Below are 18,663 nucleotides of genomic sequence, written 5' to 3'. Positions count from 1 at the left end.
TGCGTTCGTACTGAGGTTGGTTACGCGAAGGAGACAGGCAGATGTCCGGCCACTCTAAATGGGCTACGACGAAGCACAAGAAGGCCGTGATCGACGCCAAGCGCGGCAAGCTCTTCGCGAAGATGATCAAGAACATCGAGGTCGCGGCCCGCACGGGCGGCGCCGACGTGTCCGGCAACCCGACGCTGTTCGACGCCATCCAGAAGGCGAAGAAGAGCTCGGTCCCGAACAAGAACATCGACTCCGCGGTCAAGCGTGGCGCCGGCCTCGAGGCGGGCGGCGCCGACTACGAGACGATCATGTACGAGGGTTACGGGCCGAACGGCGTCGCGGTGCTCATCGAGTGCCTCACCGACAACCGCAACCGCGCCGCCTCCGACGTGCGCGTCGCCATGACCCGCAACGGCGGCAGCATGGCCGACCCGGGCTCCGTGTCGTACCTGTTCAACCGCAAGGGCGTCGTGGTCGTCGCCAAGGGCGAGCTGACCGAGGACGACGTCCTGGGTGCCGTGCTCGACGCGGGCGCCGAAGAGGTCAACGACCTGGGCGAGTCCTTCGAGGTCATCTCCGAGGCCACCGACCTGGTCGCGGTGCGCACCGCGCTCCAGGACGCCGGCATCGACTACGACTCGGCCGACGCCAACTTCGTCCCGACCATGCAGGTCGAGCTCGACGAAGAGGGCGCGCGCAAGATCTTCAAGCTGATCGACGCCCTCGAGGACAGCGACGACGTGCAGAACGTCTTCGCCAACTTCGACGTCTCCGACGAGGTCATGGAGAAGGTCGACGCCTGATCGGGCATCAGCGGCGGGCCGACGGGACACACCCCGTCGGCCCGCCGCTTTGTCACTGGCACCCGATAGCCTGCACGAACAGGCGAGGGAAGTGGGGGCGAGGCGTGCGCGTACTGGGCGTGGACCCGGGGCTGACCCGGTGCGGTGTCGGTGTGGTCGAGGGGATCGCGGGGCGACCCCTGACGATGCACGGCGTCGGCGTCGTACGGACGCCCCCGGACGCCGAGCTGGGCCACCGCCTCGTCGCCATCGAGCAGGGCATCGAGCAGTGGCTCGACGAGCACCACCCCGAAGTCCTCGCCGTGGAGCGGGTGTTCAGCCAGCACAACGTGCGCACGGTGATGGGCACCGCCCAGGCCAGCGCCGTCGCCATGCTGTGCGCCTCGCGCCGCGGCATCCCCGTCGCCCTGCACACCCCCAGCGAGGTCAAGGCCGCCGTCACCGGCAGCGGCCGCGCCGACAAGGCACAGGTGGGCGCCATGGTGACCCGGCTGCTCAGACTCGACGCACCGCCCAAGCCGGCCGACGCCGCCGACGCGCTCGCCCTCGCCATCTGCCACATCTGGCGCGCCCCCGCGCAGAACAGACTGCAGCAAGCCGTAGCGCTGCACGCATCGAAAGGCCGTACCGCATGATCGCCTTCGTCAGCGGCTCCGTCGCCGCCCTCGCCCCCGACGCCGCGGTGGTCGAGGTCGGCGGCGTCGGCATGGCCCTCCAGTGCACGCCGAACACGCTGTCCACGCTCCGCATCGGCCAGCAGGCCAAGCTCGCCACCTCCCTCGTCGTACGCGAGGACTCGCTCACCCTGTACGGCTTCGCGGACGACGACGAGAAGCAGACCTTCGAGCTGCTGCAGACCGCCAGCGGCGTCGGCCCGCGCCTGGCCCAGGCCATGCTCGCCGTGCACAGCCCCGACGCCCTGCGCCGCGCCGTCTCCACCGGCGACGAGAAGGCGCTCACCGCCGTGCCCGGCATCGGCAAGAAGGGCGCCCAGAAGCTGCTCCTGGAGCTGAAGGACCGGCTCGGCGAGCCCCTCGGCACCGGCGGCCCCGCCCTCGGCACCGCCGTCACCAGCGGCTGGCGCGAGCAGCTGCACGCCGCGCTCATCGGCCTCGGCTACGCGACCCGCGAGGCCGACGAGGCCGTCACCGCCGTCGCCCCGCAGGCCGAGGCCGCCGAGGGGACACCGCAGGTCGGACAGCTCCTCAAGGCGGCCCTGCAGACGCTGAACCGCACGCGCTAGCCGACCGCCCGACCCCGCCCGTTTTCGAACCGCAACGCGAGGCACACGCAATGAACTGGGACGACACGACCGACGAGGCGCCGGACACCGAGCGGCTGGTGGGATCTGTCGCCGACCGCGAGGACCAGGCCGTCGAGGCGGCCCTGCGCCCCAAGGACCTGGGCGAGTTCATCGGCCAGGAGAAGGTCAGGGAGCAGCTCGACCTGGTGCTGCGCGCCGCCCGCGCGCGCGGCGCCACCGCCGACCACGTCCTGCTCTCCGGCGCCCCCGGCCTCGGCAAGACCACCCTCTCCATGATCATCGCCGCGGAGATGGGCGCCCCGATCCGCATCACGTCGGGCCCCGCCATCCAGCACGCCGGCGACCTCGCCGCGATCCTCTCCTCCCTCCAGGAGGGCGAGGTCCTCTTCCTCGACGAGATCCACCGGATGTCGCGGCCCGCCGAGGAGATGCTCTACATGGCGATGGAGGACTTCCGCGTCGACGTCATCGTCGGCAAGGGCCCCGGCGCCACCGCCATCCCGCTCGAACTGCCTCCGTTCACCCTCGTCGGCGCCACCACGCGCGCGGGCCTGCTGCCGCCCCCGCTGCGCGACCGCTTCGGTTTCACCGCGCACATGGAGTTCTACGAGCCGACCGAGCTGGAGCGGGTGATCCACCGCTCCGCGAACCTCCTCGACGTGGAGATCGACCCCGCGGGAGCGGCCGAGATCGCCGGCCGCTCGCGCGGCACCCCGCGCATCGCCAACCGTCTGCTGCGCCGCGTCCGCGACTACGCCCAGGTCAAGGCCGACGGGCATGTCGACCGGGACATCGCCGGTGCCGCGCTCGCCGTGTACGAGGTGGACGGCCGTGGCCTGGACCGGCTGGACCGCGCCGTCCTGGAGGCCCTGCTCAAGCTGTTCGGCGGCGGCCCCGTCGGTCTGTCGACGCTCGCCGTGGCGGTGGGGGAGGAGCGCGAGACGGTCGAGGAGGTGGCCGAGCCGTTCCTGGTCCGGGAGGGTCTGCTGGCCCGGACGCCCCGGGGCCGCGTCGCCACTCCCGCCGCATGGGCACACCTGGGTCTCACCCCGCCCCAGGGAAGAACGGGCGCAAGCGGACAACAGGACCTGTTCGGGGCGTGACGGCGCGGGTACTCGCCGGGCTTGGAACCCCGGTGCCATGCTGAGCGTTGTTACCACAGTGCGGACTCGCTTAGACTCCGCCGACGGTCGCCTTTACGGCGACGGTGCACCCCCAAACCCAACAAGGCCGCTCTCCGGCGCGGTCGCCTGAAGGAAGTTCCCACCCGTGAGTCTCGTGACCCTCCTCCCGTTCATCGTGCTCATCGGGGCCATGTTCCTGATGACCCGGTCGGCCAAGAAGAAGCAGCAGCAGGCCGCCACGATGCGCAACGAAATGCAGCCCGGTTCCGGCGTCCGCACGATCGGGGGCATGTACGCCACGGTCAAGGAGGTCAACGAGGATACGGTCCTCCTGGACGCCGGCCCCGGCGTCCACCTCATGTTCGCGAAGAACGCGATCGGTGCCGTGCTCTCCGATGACGAGTACAACCGCATCGTCCACGGCGCGGAAGCCACCGAGGACGACGAGCTGACCGACGACGCCGTCGTGCCGGACGACGCGTCCTCCCTCACCGAGACCGACGAGACCGCCGCCGCTGACGACTCGCGCATCGACCTCGGCAAGAAGGACGAGGCCGACGTGGCCGCCGACGCCGACAAGGCCGACAGCGCCGAGCCGAAGAAGACCGACGGCGAGTCCGACGCGAAGTAGTCACGACCGGAGCCGCGGGGCGACCGCTTGCGTCGCCGCGGTTCCGGTTCGTGCGTGACCCGCGCGGATTCTCGACCATTTCATGGCCGTCCGAGCAGTCCGGGGCACGGATCCCCGATGCCGGACGGATGGAGAGGGAGTACGAGAAGGTGGCCACACCTAAAAAGAGCCGAGGGGCAGGGACCCAGAGCAAGCCCGGCCGTGCTCTGAGCCTCATCGTGATCATCATGGTGGCGCTCGTCGGGGGGATGTTCCTCTCCGGTACGTTCACGCCGCGCCTCGGCATCGACCTCGCGGGAGGCACCAGCATCACGCTGGAGGCCAAGAACGAGCCGGGCCAGCCCAACGCGATCAACAAGACCAACATGGACACCGCGGCGGACATCATCAACCGCCGTGTCAACGGCATGGGTGTCTCCGAGGCCGAGGTCCAGACGCAGGGCGCCAACAACATCATCGTCAACATCCCGCGGGGCACGAACCAGAAGCAGGCGCGCGAGCAGGTCGGCACGACCGCTCAGCTCTACTTCCGCCCCGTCCTGACGGTGGCCGCCGGGGCCCCGACCGGCTCCGCCTCGACGAGCCCGTCCCCGAGTGCCTCGTCCGGCAGCAAGGCGACCGACAAGGCCACGGACAAGGCGACCGACAAGGCCTCCTCGTCCGCCACGCCCTCGGCGACCGCGACCTCGCAGGGCCGCGCCGTCACCGACAGCCTGAAGGCCGACTCCACGCCGAGCGCGTCGTCGAGCGCCAAGGCCGACGACAAGGCGTCCCCGACGCCGTCCGCGAGCGCGTCCTCGTCCGCCGACCCCGCCACCGCCGCGCTGCAGAAGAAGTTCACGGACCTCGACTGCACCGACAAGGCGGCCCGGACGAACGTCAACGAGGGCGCCAAGGCCACCGACACCATCGTCGCGTGCGGCAAGGACTCGCAGGGCCAGTGGGAGAAGTACATCCTCGGCGCCTCCGAGGTGAACGGCAAGGACGTCAAGAAGGCCCAGGCGACCATCAACCAGCAGTCCGGCCAGTGGGTCGTCAACATGGACTTCACGGGCGGCGGCTCGAAGAAGTTCGCGGCGACGACCAGCAAGCTCAAGGACCAGCAGTCGCCGATGAACCAGTTCGCCATCGTGCTCGACGGCGACGTGGTCTCCGCCCCCAGCGTCAACTCCACCCTGAGCCAGAACGCCGAGATCTCCGGCAGCTTCACCCAGGAGTCCGCCCAGGACCTCGCCAACGTGCTGTCGTACGGCGCCCTGCCGCTCACCTTCCACGAGCAGAGCGTCACCACGGTGACCGCGGCCCTCGGCGGTGAGCAGCTGCACGCCGGTCTCATCGCGGGCGCCATCGGCCTCGCCCTGGTCGTCATCTACCTGGTGGTCTACTACCGGGGCCTGTCGGTCATCGCCCTCGCCTCGCTGGTCGCCTCCGGCATCCTCACGTACACGCTCATGACGCTGCTCGGCCCGGCCATCGGCTTCGCGCTGAACCTGCCGGCCGTCTGCGGTGCCATCGTGGCCATCGGTATCACCGCGGACTCGTTCATCGTGTTCTTCGAACGGATCCGGGACGAGATCCGCGAGGGCCGCTCGGTGCGGCCCGCCGTCGAGCGCGCCTGGCCCCGGGCCCGTCGCACCATCCTGGTCTCCGACTTCGTGTCGTTCCTCGCGGCCGCGGTGCTCTACATCGTGACCGTCGGCAAGGTGCAGGGCTTCGCGTTCACGCTCGGCCTGACCACCCTGCTCGACGTGGTCGTCGTCTTCCTCTTCACGAAGCCGCTGATGACGCTCCTGGCCCGCAAGAAGTTCTTCAGCGGCGGACACAAGTGGTCCGGCCTCGACCCGAAGCGCCTGGGGGCCCAGCCTCCGCTGCGCCGGCGCGCCACCCGTCGTGCCACCGCTCCCGCTGCCGGCCCTGTCGACCCGAAGGAGGCGTGAGATGTCGAAGCTCGGCAATCTCGGCGCCAGGCTCTACCGCGGTGAGGTCGGCTACGACTTCATCGGCAAGCGCAAGATCTGGTACGGCGTCTCGATCCTGATCACCATCACGGCCATCCTCGGCCTGGCGGTGCGCGGCCTGAACATGGGCATCGACTTCGAGGGCGGCGCCGTCTTCACGACGCCCAAGACCAGCGTCTCGGCCGCGAAGGCGGAGGAGTACGCGGAGAAGGCCTCCGGGCACGACGCGATCGTGCAGGAGCTCGGCACCGGCGGCCTGCGCATCCAGATCGCGGGCATCGACACCGGCAAGTCGGACCAGATCTCGGCCGAGCTGTCCAAGGACATGGGCATCGACGCCGAGAAGATCAACGCCGACCTGGTGGGCCCCAGCTGGGGTGACACGATCGCCAACAAGGCGTGGCAGGGCCTGGCCATCTTCATGGTCCTCGTCGTGATCTATCTGGCGATCGCGTTCGAATGGCGGATGGCGCTCGCGGCACTCGTCGCCCTCATCCACGACATCACCATCACCGTCGGGATCTACGCCCTGGTGGGCTTCGAGGTCACGCCGGGCACGGTGATCGGTCTGCTCACGATCCTCGGTTACTCGCTCTACGACACGGTCGTCGTCTTCGACTCGCTCAAGGAGCAGACGAAGGGCATCGAGAAGCAGACCCGCTGGACGTACAGCGACATCGCCAACCGCTCGATCAACAGCACCCTGGTGCGCTCGATCAACACCACGGTCGTCGCGCTCCTGCCCGTCGCGGGTCTGCTGTTCATCGGCGGCGGCTTCCTCGGCGCCGGCATGCTGAACGACATCTCCCTGTCGCTCTTCGTCGGCCTGGCCGCCGGTGCGTACTCGTCGATCTTCATCGCCACTCCGCTGGTCGCCGACCTCAAGGAGCGCGACCCGAAGATGAAGGCCCTCAAGAAGCGGGTGCTCGCCAAGCGGGCCTCCGCGGCGGCGCAGGCCGAGACCGCCGCCGTCGTCGGCCACCAGGCGGACGGCGCGCTGGAGGCCGAGCCGGAGGATGCCGCCCCGGCCGGTGCCGGACCGCGCAACCAGCCGGCCCGCAACCGCGGCCGCGGCCGCCCCTCGGGCAAGCGCCGCTGACCCGAACAGCGCACCACACGGGCGCCAGGAGCCGTCGAGGCCCCTGGCGCCCGCGTCGTTCACGGACCGGGGCGACTGCTAGGGTTGTCGACCGCGCAAACCCTCCAAAAAAGCCCGCACACACGCCCTGAGGTGCAGAAATGACCGACATCAAGGAACTGCTCCTCAGCCGTATCCGCGACGTTCCCGACTATCCGGAACCCGGCGTGCTGTTCAAGGACATCACCCCGCTCCTCGCGGACCCCGCGGCGTTCACGGCCCTCACCGACGCGCTCGCCGAGCTCTGCGTGCGCCACGGCGCCACCAAGGTCGTCGGCCTGGAGGCGCGCGGCTTCATTCTGGGCGCCCCCGTCGCCCTCCGCGCGGGCCTCGGCTTCATCCCCGTACGCAAGGCGGGCAAGCTCCCCGGCGCGACGCTCTCGCAGTCGTACGACCTCGAGTACGGGTCCGCCGAGATCGAGGTGCACGCCGAGGACCTGTCGGCCGGCGACCGCGTCATGGTCATCGACGACGTGCTGGCCACCGGCGGCACCGCCGAGGCCGCCCTGCACCTCATCCGCCGGGCGGGCTCCGAGATCGCCGGAGTCGCGGTCCTCATGGAGCTGGGCTTCCTGCCCGGACGCGCGCGGCTGGAACCCGCGCTGCAGGGCGCCCCGCTCGACGCGCTGCTCGTCGTGTAAAAACGCCAGGTCACAGACGTGGAGGCGGGCCCGGAGGAATCCGGCGCCCGCCTCTTGCGTTGCTCCTGTACAGAGGCGTCCCACGGCCGAATACGTTCGCCGGGCGCCGGATCGATACCATGGGCTCTCCGGGACCTGAACGGGGGACCCGTCGCGCACGAGGAGCGCCGTTGCCAGACGAGGCCAAGCCACTCACCGCCGCCAAGCCCGACCAGCAGGCCACGCAGCCCGCGGCGTCCTCCGGCACGCCCGCGAAGAACGGTCAGGGCCCCACCAGCACGCCCGGCGCCAAGGCGGCCGAGGAGCCACGCCCCAAGCCTCCCGCCGAGCAGCCCCGCCCCACGCCGCCGCCCGCCATCCGCGCCGCCGCGAACCAGCCGGCGTCCCGCTCCGGCTCGTCGAACCGCGTCCGCGCCCGGCTCGCCCGCCTCGGCGTGCAGCGTTCGAACCCGTACAACCCGGTCCTGGAGCCGCTGCTGCGGATAGTGCGCAGCAACGACCCCAAGATCGAGACGTCCACGCTGCGCCAGATCGAGCGCGCCTATCAGGTCGCCGAGCGCTGGCACCGCGGCCAGAAGCGCAAGAGCGGCGACCCGTACATCACGCACCCGCTCGCCGTGACGACGATCCTCGCCGAGCTCGGGATGGACCCGGCGACGCTGATGGCCGGTCTGCTGCACGACACCGTCGAGGACACCGAGTACGGCCTGGACACCCTCAAGCGGGACTTCGGCGACCAGGTCGCCCTGCTCGTCGACGGCGTGACCAAGCTGGACAAGGTCAAGTTCGGCGAGGCGGCGCAGGCCGAGACCGTCCGCAAGATGGTCGTCGCCATGGCCAAGGACCCCCGCGTCCTGGTCATCAAGCTCGCCGACCGCCTGCACAACATGCGCACCATGCGGTACCTCAAGCGCGAGAAGCAGGAGAAGAAGGCGCGCGAGACCCTGGAGATCTACGCGCCGCTCGCCCACCGCCTGGGCATGAACACCATCAAGTGGGAGCTGGAGGACCTCGCCTTCGCGATCCTCTACCCCAAGATGTACGACGAGATCGTGCGGCTCGTGGCCGAGCGCGCGCCCAAGCGCGACGAGTACCTGGCCATAGTGACCGACGAGGTGCAGTCCGACCTGCGCGCGGCCCGCATCAAGGCCACCGTCACCGGCCGCCCGAAGCACTACTACAGCGTCTACCAGAAGATGATCGTCCGCGGCCGGGACTTCGCGGAGATCTACGACCTGGTGGGCATCCGCGTCCTCGTCGACACGGTCCGCGACTGCTACGCGGCACTGGGCACGGTCCACGCCCGCTGGAACCCGGTTCCGGGGCGGTTCAAGGACTACATCGCGATGCCCAAGTTCAACATGTACCAGTCGCTGCACACGACGGTCATCGGCCCGAACGGCAAGCCCGTCGAGCTGCAGATCCGTACCTTCGACATGCACCGCCGCGCCGAGTACGGCATCGCCGCGCACTGGAAGTACAAGCAGGAGGCCGTCGCCGGCGCCTCCAAGGTGCGCAGCGACGCGCCCAGGTCGACCGGCAAGGACGACCACCTCAACGACATGGCGTGGCTGCGCCAGCTGCTCGACTGGCAGAAGGAGACCGAGGACCCGGGCGAGTTCCTGGAGTCCCTGCGCTTCGACCTGTCGCGCAACGAGGTCTTCGTCTTCACGCCGAAGGGCGACGTCATAGCGCTTCCGGCCGGGGCGACACCGGTGGACTTCTCCTACGCCGTCCACACGGAGGTCGGCCACCGGACCATAGGAGCGCGGGTCAACGGACGGCTGGTGCCGCTCGAATCGACCCTCGACAACGGCGACCTGGTGGAGGTCTTCACCTCCAAGGCGGCCGGCGCGGGTCCCTCGCGGGACTGGCTGGGCTTCGTCAAGTCGCCCCGCGCCCGCAACAAGATCCGCGCATGGTTCTCCAAGGAGCGCCGCGACGAGGCGATCGAGCAGGGCAAGGACGCCATCGCGCGGGCCATGCGCAAGCAGAACCTGCCGATCCAGCGGATCCTCACCGGCGACTCGCTGGTGACGCTGGCGCACGAGATGCGCTACCCCGACATCTCGTCGCTGTACGCCGCCATCGGCGAGGGCCATGTCACGGCGCAGTCCGTCGTGCAGAAGCTCGTCCAGGCGCTCGGCGGCGAGGAGGCCGCCAACGAGGACATCGCCGAGAGCGCACCGCCGTCGCGCGGCCGCTCCAAGCGCCGCTCGAACGCCGACCCGGGCGTGGTGGTCAAGGGCGTCGACGACGTCTGGGTGAAGCTGGCGCGCTGCTGCACGCCCGTACCCGGCGACCCCATCATCGGCTTCGTCACGCGCGGCAGCGGCGTCTCGGTCCACCGCAGCGACTGCGTGAACGTCGACTCGCTGTCGCGTGAGCCCGAGCGCATCCTCGAGGTCGAGTGGGCGCCCACCCAGTCCTCGGTCTTCCTGGTCGCCATCCAGGTCGAGGCACTGGACCGCTCGCGCCTGCTGTCCGACGTGACCCGGGTCCTGTCGGACCAGCACGTGAACATCCTGTCCGCGGCCGTGCAGACCTCGCGCGACCGGGTGGCCACGTCCCGCTTCACGTTCGAGATGGGCGACCCGAAGCACCTGGGGCATGTGCTCAAGGCGGTCAGGGGTGTCGAGGGCGTGTACGACGTGTACCGCGTGACGTCCGCGCGCAGGCCCTGAGAACGGCCCGTACGTGAAGGGGCCCCGGCACTGGAGAGTGCCGGGGCCCCTTCACGTACGGGCTGACGATGTCAGCCGCCGAACTCCTCCAGGCCCTTGAGCGCGGAGTCGAGCAGCGCCTGGCGGCCGTCCAGCTCCTTCTGGAGCTTGTCCGCCTTCGCGTTGTTGCCCTGCGCGCGGGCCTGCTCGATCTGGCCCGAGAGCTTGTCCACGGCCGCCTGCAGCTGACCCGTCAGACCCGCGGCACGCGCGCGTGCCTCCGGGTTCGTCCGGCGCCACTCGGCTTCCTCGGACTCCTGGATGGCGCGCTCCACCGCGTGCATCCGGCCCTCGACCTTGGGGCGGGCGTCGCGCGGCACGTGGCCGATGGCCTCCCAGCGCTCGTTGATCGAGCGGAACGCGGCACGGGCCGCCTTCAGGTCCTCGACCGGCAGGAGCTTCTCGGCCTCGGCGGCCAGCTCCTCCTTGAGCTTGAGGTTCTCGCCCTGCTCCGCGTCGCGCTCGGCGAAGACCGAACTGCGTGCCGCGAAGAACACGTCCTGGGCGCCGCGGAAGCGGTTCCACAGGTCGTCCTCGTGCTCGCGCTGCGCTCGGCCCGCAGCCTTCCAGTCCGTCATCAGCTCGCGGTAGCGGGCCGCGGTGGCGCCCCAGTCCGTCGAGTTCGACAGGGCCTCGGCCTCGGAGACCAGCTTCTCCTTGGCCTTGCGGGCCTCCTCGCGCTGCGCGTCCAGCGACGCGAAGTGAGCCTTGCGGCGCTTCGAGAACGCCGACCGGGCGTGCGAGAAGCGGTGCCACAGCTCGTCGTCCGACTTGCGGTCCAGCCGCGGCAGACCCTTCCAGGTGTCCACCAGGGCGCGCAGCCGCTCACCGGCCGCCCGCCACTGCTCGGACTGGGCCAGCTCCTCCGCCTCGACGACCAGCGCCTCCTTGGCGTGCCGCGCCTCGTCGGACTGCTTGGCCTTCTGGACCTTGCGCTCCTCGCGACGCGACTCGACGGACTCCACCAGCTTGTCGAGCCGCTTGCCCAGCGCGTCCAGGTCGCCGATCGCGTGCGCGTCCGTGACCTGCTCGCGCAGGTGCTCGATCGCGGTCGTGGCGTCCTTCGCCGACAGGTCGGTCGTCTGCACCCGGCGCTCGAGGAGCCCGATCTCGACGACCAGACCGTCGTACTTGCGCTTGAAGTAGGCCAGGGCCTCGTCAGGGGATCCTGCCTGCCACGAACCGACCACTCGCTCAGTGCCGTCGGCCGAACGCACGTACACGGTCCCCGTCTCGTCGACGCGGCCCCACGGGTCGCTGCTCACAGCGCCTCCTCCACATGATGCCTGCGGGGGACTCGTGGGCCCCCGGGCATCGTCCACAGTTTCGTCACGGCCAACATAGGCGACCGGCGGGGCGGCTGTCCGCATCCCGCGCGACCGAAGTTTGGCAGCTGGCAGGTCAGGACTTGGTGACGGTCCCCTTGTTGATCACCACGGTCGCGTTCGGCGCGGTGTTGCCGGTGGCCTGGTCCGCGGCCTGGGCGCCCGCCTTGGCGATCTTGTTCAGAACCTTCATCCCGGAATCGGAGATGGTGCCGAACGGGGTGTACGTCGCCGGGAGCTTGCTGTCCTTGTAGACCAGGAAGAACTGGCTGCCGCCCGTGTGCTTCTGCCCGGTGTTCGCCATGGCGATGGTGCCCGCCGGGAACGTGTAGAGCTGGGTGCCCTGGGTCTTCTCCGCCTTCTTCAGGGAGGAGTCCTTCAGGTTCTCGTCCGGGATCGTGTACCCCGGGCCGCCCTGCCCGGTGCCCGTCGGGTCGCCGCACTGCAGCACGTAGATGCCCTCGGTGGTGAGCCGGTGGCACTTGGTGTGGTCGAAGAAGCCCTTGCTCGCCAGGTAGTTGAACGAGTTCACCGTGTGCGGGGCGGCCGACGCCTTCAGGTCGATGCCGATGTCGCCGCAGGTCGTGGCGAGCTTCATCGAGTAGTCGGCGGACTTGTCGATGGTCATCGCCGGCTCCTTCTTCCAGGTGGCCGTCTTCGCCTTCCCCGCGGCGGGCTTCGCGCACGGGTCCGGCGCCTTCGACGCCGACGGGCTCGCGCTCGGCTCGGAGCCGGCGCTGGCCTTCTTGTCGTCGCCCTTGAAGGCCCCGGCGGCGTACGCGCCACCCGTGCCCAGGACGGCCACCGCGAGCACCGCGGCGATCACGGTGTTGCGGGTGCGCGCCTTGCGTCGCGCGGACTCGCGCCGCTGCTGCTGGCGCAGGAACTTCTCCCGGGCGAGCTGACGCTGCCGCTGATCCTTGGTGACCACCGGGTGTTCTCCTCGTACGTCTCGTGACCTTGGTTGCGGGCCGTCGGTTGGTGCCCCGTACCGTATATGGGTTCGCTGTGGAAACGGCAGCGCCGGTAGGCTCTGATCTGCCGCATTCCGCTGAAACAAGGGCCGTGACGGCTGTGACCGCTGTTTCGACGACATACGAAGGACGATCGTGCTGATTGCCGGGTTCCCGGCCGGGGCCTGGGGGACCAACTGTTATCTGGTCGCCCCCGCCGCCGGTGAGGAGTGCGTGATCATCGACCCGGGCCACCAGGCCGCCCAGGGAGTCGAGGATGCGCTCAGGAAGCACCGGCTCAAGCCGGTCGCGGTCGTCCTCACGCACGGGCACATCGACCATGTCGCCTCGGTCGTCCCGGTCTGCGGAGCGCACGACGTCCCGGCGTGGATCCACCCCTCCGACCGCTACATGATGAGCGACCCGGAGAAGGGCATCGGCCGCTCCATCGGCATGCCGCTGATGGGCGAGCTCACCGTGGGGGAGCCCGACGACGTGCGGGAGCTGTCCGACGGCGCGCAGCTGAAGCTCGCCGGACTCGACTTCTCCGTCGCGCACGCGCCCGGCCATACCAAGGGGTCGGTGGCCTTCCAGATGCCCGAGACCGCGGACATCCCGTCGGTGTTCTTCTCGGGCGATCTGCTGTTCGCCGGCTCCATCGGACGCACCGACCTGCCCGGTGGCTCCATGGACGACATGCTCGAATCGCTGGCCCGTGTGTGCCTGCCGCTCGACGACTCGACCGTGGTCCTCTCCGGGCACGGCTCCCAGACGACCATCGGCCAGGAGCGCGCCACCAACCCGTATCTGCGGCAGGTGGCCGCCGCCGGCCAGGGGGACTCGCCCCAGGCCCCCCGACGAGGAATGTGAAGAGACTTCTCCCGTGAGCACCTTTCAGGCCCCCAAGGGCACGTACGACCTGATTCCGCCGGACTCCGCGAAGTACCTCGCGGTGCGCGAGGCGATCTCCACGCCCCTGCGCAACTCCGGCTACGGCTACATCGAGACGCCCGGCTTCGAGAACGTCGAGCTGTTCGCGCGCGGTGTCGGTGAGTCCACCGACATCGTCACCAAGGAGATGTACGCCTTCGAGACCAAGGGCGGCGACAAGCTCGCGCTGCGCCCCGAGGGCACCGCGTCCGTGCTGCGCGCCGCCCTGGAGGCCAACCTGCACAAGGCGGGCAACCTCCCGGTCAAGCTCTGGTACTCGGGCTCGTACTACCGCTACGAGCGCCCCCAGAAGGGCCGGTACAGGCACTTCTCCCAGGTCGGCGCCGAGGCCATCGGGGCCGAGGACCCGGCCCTGGACGCCGAGCTGATCATCCTGGCCGACCAGGCGTACCGCTCGCTCGGGCTCAGCAACTTCCGCATCCTGCTGAACTCGCTGGGCGACAAGGAGTGCCGTCCCGTCTACCGGGCCGCCCTCCAGGACTTCCTGCGCGGCCTCGACCTCGACGAGGAGACGCTGCGCCGCGCCGAGATCAACCCGCTGCGCGTCCTCGACGACAAGCGGGCCGACGTCCAGAAGCAGCTCGTGGGCGCGCCCTCGCTGCGCGACTACCTGTGCGACGCGTGCAAGGCGTACCACGAGCAGGTGCGCGAGCTGCTCCTCGCCGAGGGCGTCGCCTTCGAGGACGACGAGAAGCTGGTCCGCGGCCTCGACTACTACACGCGGACGACGTTCGAGTTCGTCCACGACGGTCTCGGCTCGCAGTCCGCGGTGGGCGGCGGCGGCCGCTACGACGGCCTGTCCGAGATGATCGGCGGCCCCTCACTGCCGTCCGTCGGCTGGGCCCTCGGCGTCGACCGCACGGTCCTCGCCCTGGAGGCGGAGGGCGTCGAGCTCGAACTGCCCGCCACCACCAGCGTGTTCGCGGTGCCGCTCGGCGACGAGGCGCGCCGTGTGCTGTTCACCAAGGTGACGGAGCTGCGCAAGGCCGGGATCTCGGCGGACTTCTCCTTCGGCGGCAAGGGCCTCAAGGGCGCCATGAAGAACGCGAACCGGTCCGGTGCGCGCTTCACCATCGTCGCCGGTGAGCGGGACCTCGCCGAGGGCGTCGTACAGCTCAAGGACATGGAGTCCGGCGAGCAGACGGCGGTCGCGGTGGCCGAGGTCGTGCCCGTGCTCAAGGACAAGCTCGGGGCGTGACGCCTCGGGCCCGTAGGGGACGCGGGGCCCTCGGGCTCCGCGCCTCCCGGGCGCCCGTCCTTATGTCCATCGAACGGTGAAGACCGGGGCCCGTGCGGCACAATGACCCTGCCCGCAGGCCACACACCTCACCTACGGATCGGCGTGATGAGCAAGACGACGACAGCAAGCGACAGCGTCTCCCACGACTCAGGTGCCGGGGACGCCCCGCGCTCCGTCGGCGGCAGCCGCGCCTTCGCGCTGCTCCTGGTGATCACCGGAGCGGCCGGTGTGCTCGCCGCGTGGGTCATCACGCTCGACAAGTTCAAGCTCCTCGAGGACCCGAACTTCACGCCGGGCTGCTCGATCAACCCGGTCATCTCCTGCGGCAGCATCATGAAGAGCGACCAGGCGTCGGTCTTCGGCTTCCCGAACCCGATGCTCGGCCTCGTCGCCTACGGCATCGTGATCTGCGTCGGCATGAGCCTGCTGGCCCGCGCCCGCTTCCCGCGCTGGTACTGGCTGACGTTCAACGCGGGCTGCCTCTTCGGCGTCGGATTCGTGACCTGGCTGCAGTTCCAGTCGCTGTACCGGATCAACGCGCTGTGCCTGTGGTGCTCCCTCGCGTGGGTCGCCACGATCCTGATGTTCTGGTACGTCACGTCGTCCAACATCCGCAACGACTTCCTGCCGGCGCCGCGCTGGCTCAAGACGTTCTTCGCCGACTTCACCTGGGCGCTGCCCGTCGTGCACATCGGCATCGTCGCCGTGCTGATCTTCACGCGCTGGGGCGACAAGCTCTGGGCCTGACCGCTGCCCGCGGCGTTGTCAGTGCGGTGACATAGGGTTTTCGACGTGGAGCCCGACCTGTTCACCGCCGCAGCCGAAGACCGCCAGGAGAAGGACCCGTCCGCGAGTCCCCTGGCCGTACGGATGCGCCCGCGCACCCTCGACGAAGTCGTCGGCCAGCAGCACCTGTTGAAGCAGGGATCGCCACTGCGCCGCCTGGTCGGCGAGGGCGGATCCGGCCCGGCCGGGGCGTCGTCCGTGATCCTGTGGGGCCCGCCGGGCATCGGCAAGACGACCCTGGCGTACGTCGTCTCGAAGGCGACGAACAAGCGGTTCGTGGAGCTGTCCGCGATCACCGCGGGCGTCAAGGAGGTCCGCGCCGTCATCGAGGGCGCCCGGCGCGCGATGGGCGGCCACGGCAAGGAGACCGTCCTCTTCCTCGACGAGATCCACCGCTTCAGCAAGGCCCAGCAGGACTCCCTGCTGCCCGCCGTCGAGAACCGCTGGGTGACCCTGATCGCAGCCACCACGGAGAACCCGTACTTCTCGGTGATCTCCCCGCTGCTGTCGCGCTCCCTCCTGCTCACCCTCGAGCCGCTCACGGACGACGACCTGCGCGGCCTGCTGGCCCGGGCACTCACCGAGGAGCGGGGTCTGGCCGGTGCGGTCGAGCTCGCACCCGACGCCGAGGAGCACCTGCTGCGGGTCGCCGGCGGTGACGCCCGCCGCGCGCTGACCGCCCTGGAAGCCGCCGCCGGAGCGGCCATCGCCAAGGACGAGGGGACCATCACCCTCGAAAGCGTCGAGGAGACGGTCAACCGCGCGGCGGTCAAGTACGACCGGGACGGCGACCAGCACTACGACGTGGCGAGCGCCCTGATCAAGTCCATCCGCGGCTCGGACGTCGACGCGGCGCTGCACTATCTGGCCCGCATGATCGAGGCCGGTGAGGATCCCCGCTTCATCGCCCGCCGCCTCATGATCTCGGCCAGCGAGGACATCGGCCTCGCCGACCCGACGGCGCTGCCCACCGCGGTCGCCGCCGCCCAGGCCGTCGCCATGATCGGCTTCCCGGAGGCGGCCCTCACCCTCAGCCACGCCACGATCGCCCTGGCACTGGCCCCGAAGTCGAACGCGGCGACGACCGCGATCGGCGCCGCGATGGAGGACGTCCGCAAGGGTCTGGCCGGGCCCGTCCCGGCGCACCTGCGCGACGGGCACTACAAGGGCGCCGCCAAGCTCGGCCACGCCCAGGGCTACGTGTACCCGCACGATGTGCCCGGTGGCATCGCGGCCCAGCAGTACGCGCCGGACGCCATCGCCGGACGGCGCTACTACGAGCCCACGCGCTACGGCGCCGAGGCGCGGTACGCGGACGTCGTGGAGCGGGTCAGGGAGCGGCTGCGCGGCGAAGGCGGCTGAGCGCGCCGCCCCGGAGTGATCCACTTACCCTCGGTCTATGGGCAGAGCGGTGCGACGGGGAGCCACAGGGGCGGTGCTCGTGCTGGCCTGTGCCGTCTCCTGTACGCCGCCTCAGCTCGACCGGGGCGACGCCCGGCGCAGCCCCGCCGCCTCGTCGAAGCCGGCGGCACCGACCCTCACGCCCACCCCGCAGACCCTCGCGAGCAAGGGCTTCCCGCCGAGCCCGGCCGAGGCCCGCAGCCAGCTGGCCGCCCTCGCCGTCGCCTGGGGCAAGAACTGGCAGACGTACAAGCGGAGCGAGTTCGGCGAGGGCTGGAGCGACGCCGTGGACGCCCCCGGCGGGCGCAACGGGTGCGACACCCGCGACGACGTCCTGCGGCGCGACCTCAGCGATCTGCGCGAGGGCGACCGCAACGCCTGCGTGGTGATCTCCGGCACGCTCCACGACCCGTACACCGGCAAGGACCTGCCGTACTACTACCGCCGTGCCTCCCAGATCCAGACCGACCACGTCGTCGCCCTCGGCGCCGCCTGGCGGGCCGGTGCCTACGCCTGGACCCCGCAGCAGCGGCTCACGTACGCCAACGACCTCGACGTCCTGCTCGCCGCGGACAAGACCACGAACTACGAGAAGAGCAGCCGGACCCCCGACAAGTGGAAGCCGCCGAACCGGGCCTACTGGTGCGAGTACGGGCGCCGCTGGACCGGGATCAAGCACAAGTACAAGCTGACGGTGACCGCCCCGGAGAAGCTGGCCCTGCAGGATCTGCTGGCCACCTGCCCGAAGTGAAACGGCCCCCGGCCGATCCGGTAGACTTCTGCGAAGTGCTGCGTCCCGCGCCCGGTCTCCCGAAAGGGAAACCGGCACCACCAGAGCGGGACATCCAGCCGGATCCCCCGAACCGCAAGGCACAGGGGATCCAGGAGCGTCGCGCACCTCGAAGGTGTCGCGGGCAGCCCACCACCCTCCCGGTACCCCCGGGAACAGGTCGGTGGGCCACTCGCGTGCTGCACGTATGTGCCCAGACCCGGGAGCGGCTGCCCACCCATCCTCGCGATGGAGGGGTTTCCCGAGCTGCGGATGCGACCTCCCCTAACCCTGGTGAAGCCGTATTCGCATCAGAAACATGAGGTGTTTGGTTCATGGCGAACCAGTCCCGCCCCAAGGTCAAGAAGTCGCGTGCCCTCGGCATCGCGCTGACCCCGAAGGCCGTCAAGTACTTCGAGGCCCGCCCCTACCCGCCGGGCGAGCACGGCCGCGGCCGCAAGCAGAACTCGGACTACAAGGTCCGTCTGCTCGAGAAGCAGCGTCTGCGCGCCCAGTACGACATCAGCGAGAAGCAGCTCGCCCGCGCCTACGACCGCGCCAAGAAGGTCGAGGGCAAGACGGGTGAGGCTCTGGTCGTCGAGCTCGAGCGTCGTCTGGACGCCCTGGTTCTGCGTTCGGGCATCGCCCGCACGATCTACCAGGCCCGTCAGATGGTCGTCCACGGCCACATCGAGGTCAACGGCCAGAAGGTCGACAAGCCCTCGTTCCGTGTCCGTCCCGACGACGTCGTGATGGTCCGCGAGCGCAGCCGCAAGAAGCCGCTGTTCGAGGTCGCGCGTGAGGGTGGCTTCGCCCCCGAGGGCGAGACCCCGCGTTACCTCCAGGTGAACCTGAAGGCCCTGGCCTTCCGCCTGGACCGTGACCCGAACCGCAAGGAGATCCCCGTGATCTGCGACGAGCAGCTCGTCGTCGAGTACTACGCCCGCTGACCGACCAGCGGACGT

General features: G+C 70.0%; 17 protein-coding genes. 15 read left to right on the top strand and 2 right to left on the bottom strand.

Features of this window, described 5'->3' with window-relative positions; translation table 11 throughout:
- Positions 1-41 precede the first annotated feature (41 nt).
- The 9 genes from ACVHNB_RS27075 (at position 42) to ACVHNB_RS27035 (ending at position 10,234) form a co-directional block, all read left to right on the top strand.
- The gene (locus ACVHNB_RS27075) at positions 42-794 is read left to right on the top strand and encodes a YebC/PmpR family DNA-binding transcriptional regulator (protein ID WP_428955941.1); all 753 of its coding nucleotides are present in this window, start codon (positions 42-44) and stop codon (positions 792-794) included.
- Positions 795-898: 104 nt separating this feature from the next.
- The gene (gene ruvC / locus ACVHNB_RS27070; protein WP_428955942.1) at positions 899-1,429 is read left to right on the top strand and encodes a crossover junction endodeoxyribonuclease RuvC; all 531 of its coding nucleotides are present in this window, start codon (positions 899-901) and stop codon (positions 1,427-1,429) included.
- Entirely contained in the window at positions 1,426-2,037 is a 612-nt protein-coding gene (gene ruvA / locus ACVHNB_RS27065) for a Holliday junction branch migration protein RuvA (RefSeq protein WP_428955943.1), read from the top strand. The genes ruvC and ruvA overlap by 4 nt, the downstream gene beginning before the upstream one ends.
- A gap of 50 nt (positions 2,038-2,087) precedes the next feature.
- On the top strand, positions 2,088-3,161 hold the full coding sequence (gene ruvB / locus ACVHNB_RS27060) for a Holliday junction branch migration DNA helicase RuvB (protein WP_428955944.1): 1,074 nt from the start codon (positions 2,088-2,090) through the stop codon (positions 3,159-3,161).
- Between the two features lie 166 nt (positions 3,162-3,327).
- Positions 3,328-3,813: a preprotein translocase subunit YajC gene (gene yajC, locus ACVHNB_RS27055; RefSeq protein WP_428955945.1), complete on the top strand. Its 486-nt coding sequence runs from the start codon at positions 3,328-3,330 to the stop codon at positions 3,811-3,813.
- 149 nt (positions 3,814-3,962) lie between these two features.
- Positions 3,963-5,750 (top strand): protein translocase subunit SecD, encoded by a 1,788-nt coding sequence (gene secD / locus ACVHNB_RS27050; RefSeq protein ID WP_428955946.1) that lies wholly within the window; start codon positions 3,963-3,965, stop codon positions 5,748-5,750.
- Position 5,751: 1 nt separating this feature from the next.
- Positions 5,752-6,870, top strand: a complete 1,119-nt coding sequence (gene secF, locus ACVHNB_RS27045) for a protein translocase subunit SecF (protein WP_428955947.1) — start codon at positions 5,752-5,754, stop codon at positions 6,868-6,870.
- A 140-nt stretch (positions 6,871-7,010) separates the two neighbouring features.
- Positions 7,011-7,550: an adenine phosphoribosyltransferase gene (locus tag ACVHNB_RS27040; RefSeq protein WP_428955948.1), complete on the top strand. Its 540-nt coding sequence runs from the start codon at positions 7,011-7,013 to the stop codon at positions 7,548-7,550.
- A 170-nt stretch (positions 7,551-7,720) separates the two neighbouring features.
- Entirely contained in the window at positions 7,721-10,234 is a 2,514-nt protein-coding gene (locus tag ACVHNB_RS27035) for a RelA/SpoT family protein (protein ID WP_428955949.1), read from the top strand.
- A gap of 71 nt (positions 10,235-10,305) precedes the next feature.
- On the opposite strand, the gene ACVHNB_RS27030 is transcribed toward ACVHNB_RS27035, so the two are convergent.
- Both ACVHNB_RS27030 and ACVHNB_RS27025 read right to left on the bottom strand, forming a co-directional pair.
- The gene (locus ACVHNB_RS27030) at positions 10,306-11,538 is read right to left on the bottom strand and encodes a DUF349 domain-containing protein (RefSeq protein WP_428955950.1); all 1,233 of its coding nucleotides are present in this window, start codon (positions 11,536-11,538) and stop codon (positions 10,306-10,308) included.
- A gap of 136 nt (positions 11,539-11,674) precedes the next feature.
- Complete coding sequence (locus ACVHNB_RS27025; protein ID WP_456226112.1) at positions 11,675-12,529, bottom strand: peptidylprolyl isomerase; 855 nt, start codon at positions 12,527-12,529, stop codon at positions 11,675-11,677.
- 178 nt (positions 12,530-12,707) lie between these two features.
- Between ACVHNB_RS27025 and ACVHNB_RS27020 the strand changes: the two genes are divergently transcribed.
- From ACVHNB_RS27020 to rpsD, 6 genes are all read left to right on the top strand, one after another.
- Positions 12,708-13,421, top strand: a complete 714-nt coding sequence (locus tag ACVHNB_RS27020) for an MBL fold metallo-hydrolase (protein ID WP_428955952.1) — start codon at positions 12,708-12,710, stop codon at positions 13,419-13,421.
- Between the two features lie 13 nt (positions 13,422-13,434).
- Positions 13,435-14,700 (top strand): histidine--tRNA ligase, encoded by a 1,266-nt coding sequence (gene hisS / locus ACVHNB_RS27015; RefSeq protein WP_428955953.1) that lies wholly within the window; start codon positions 13,435-13,437, stop codon positions 14,698-14,700.
- A gap of 147 nt (positions 14,701-14,847) precedes the next feature.
- Positions 14,848-15,489 carry a vitamin K epoxide reductase family protein gene (locus tag ACVHNB_RS27010; protein ID WP_428955954.1) on the top strand — a complete coding sequence of 214 codons (642 nt, stop codon included), beginning with the start codon at positions 14,848-14,850 and terminating at the stop codon, positions 15,487-15,489.
- 45 nt (positions 15,490-15,534) lie between these two features.
- Entirely contained in the window at positions 15,535-16,890 is a 1,356-nt protein-coding gene (locus ACVHNB_RS27005) for a replication-associated recombination protein A (protein ID WP_428955955.1), read from the top strand.
- Between the two features lie 37 nt (positions 16,891-16,927).
- Positions 16,928-17,680 carry an HNH endonuclease family protein gene (locus ACVHNB_RS27000; protein ID WP_428955956.1) on the top strand — a complete coding sequence of 251 codons (753 nt, stop codon included), beginning with the start codon at positions 16,928-16,930 and terminating at the stop codon, positions 17,678-17,680.
- Positions 17,681-18,033: 353 nt separating this feature from the next.
- Complete coding sequence (gene rpsD / locus ACVHNB_RS26995) at positions 18,034-18,648, top strand: 30S ribosomal protein S4 (protein WP_428955957.1); 615 nt, start codon at positions 18,034-18,036, stop codon at positions 18,646-18,648.
- Positions 18,649-18,663: the final 15 nt, after the last annotated feature.

Source organism: Streptomyces sp. YJ-C3 (assembly GCF_053891275.1).
Note: the sequence above shows the minus strand (reverse complement) of the source record. Positions and strands in the feature narration are given on the sequence as shown.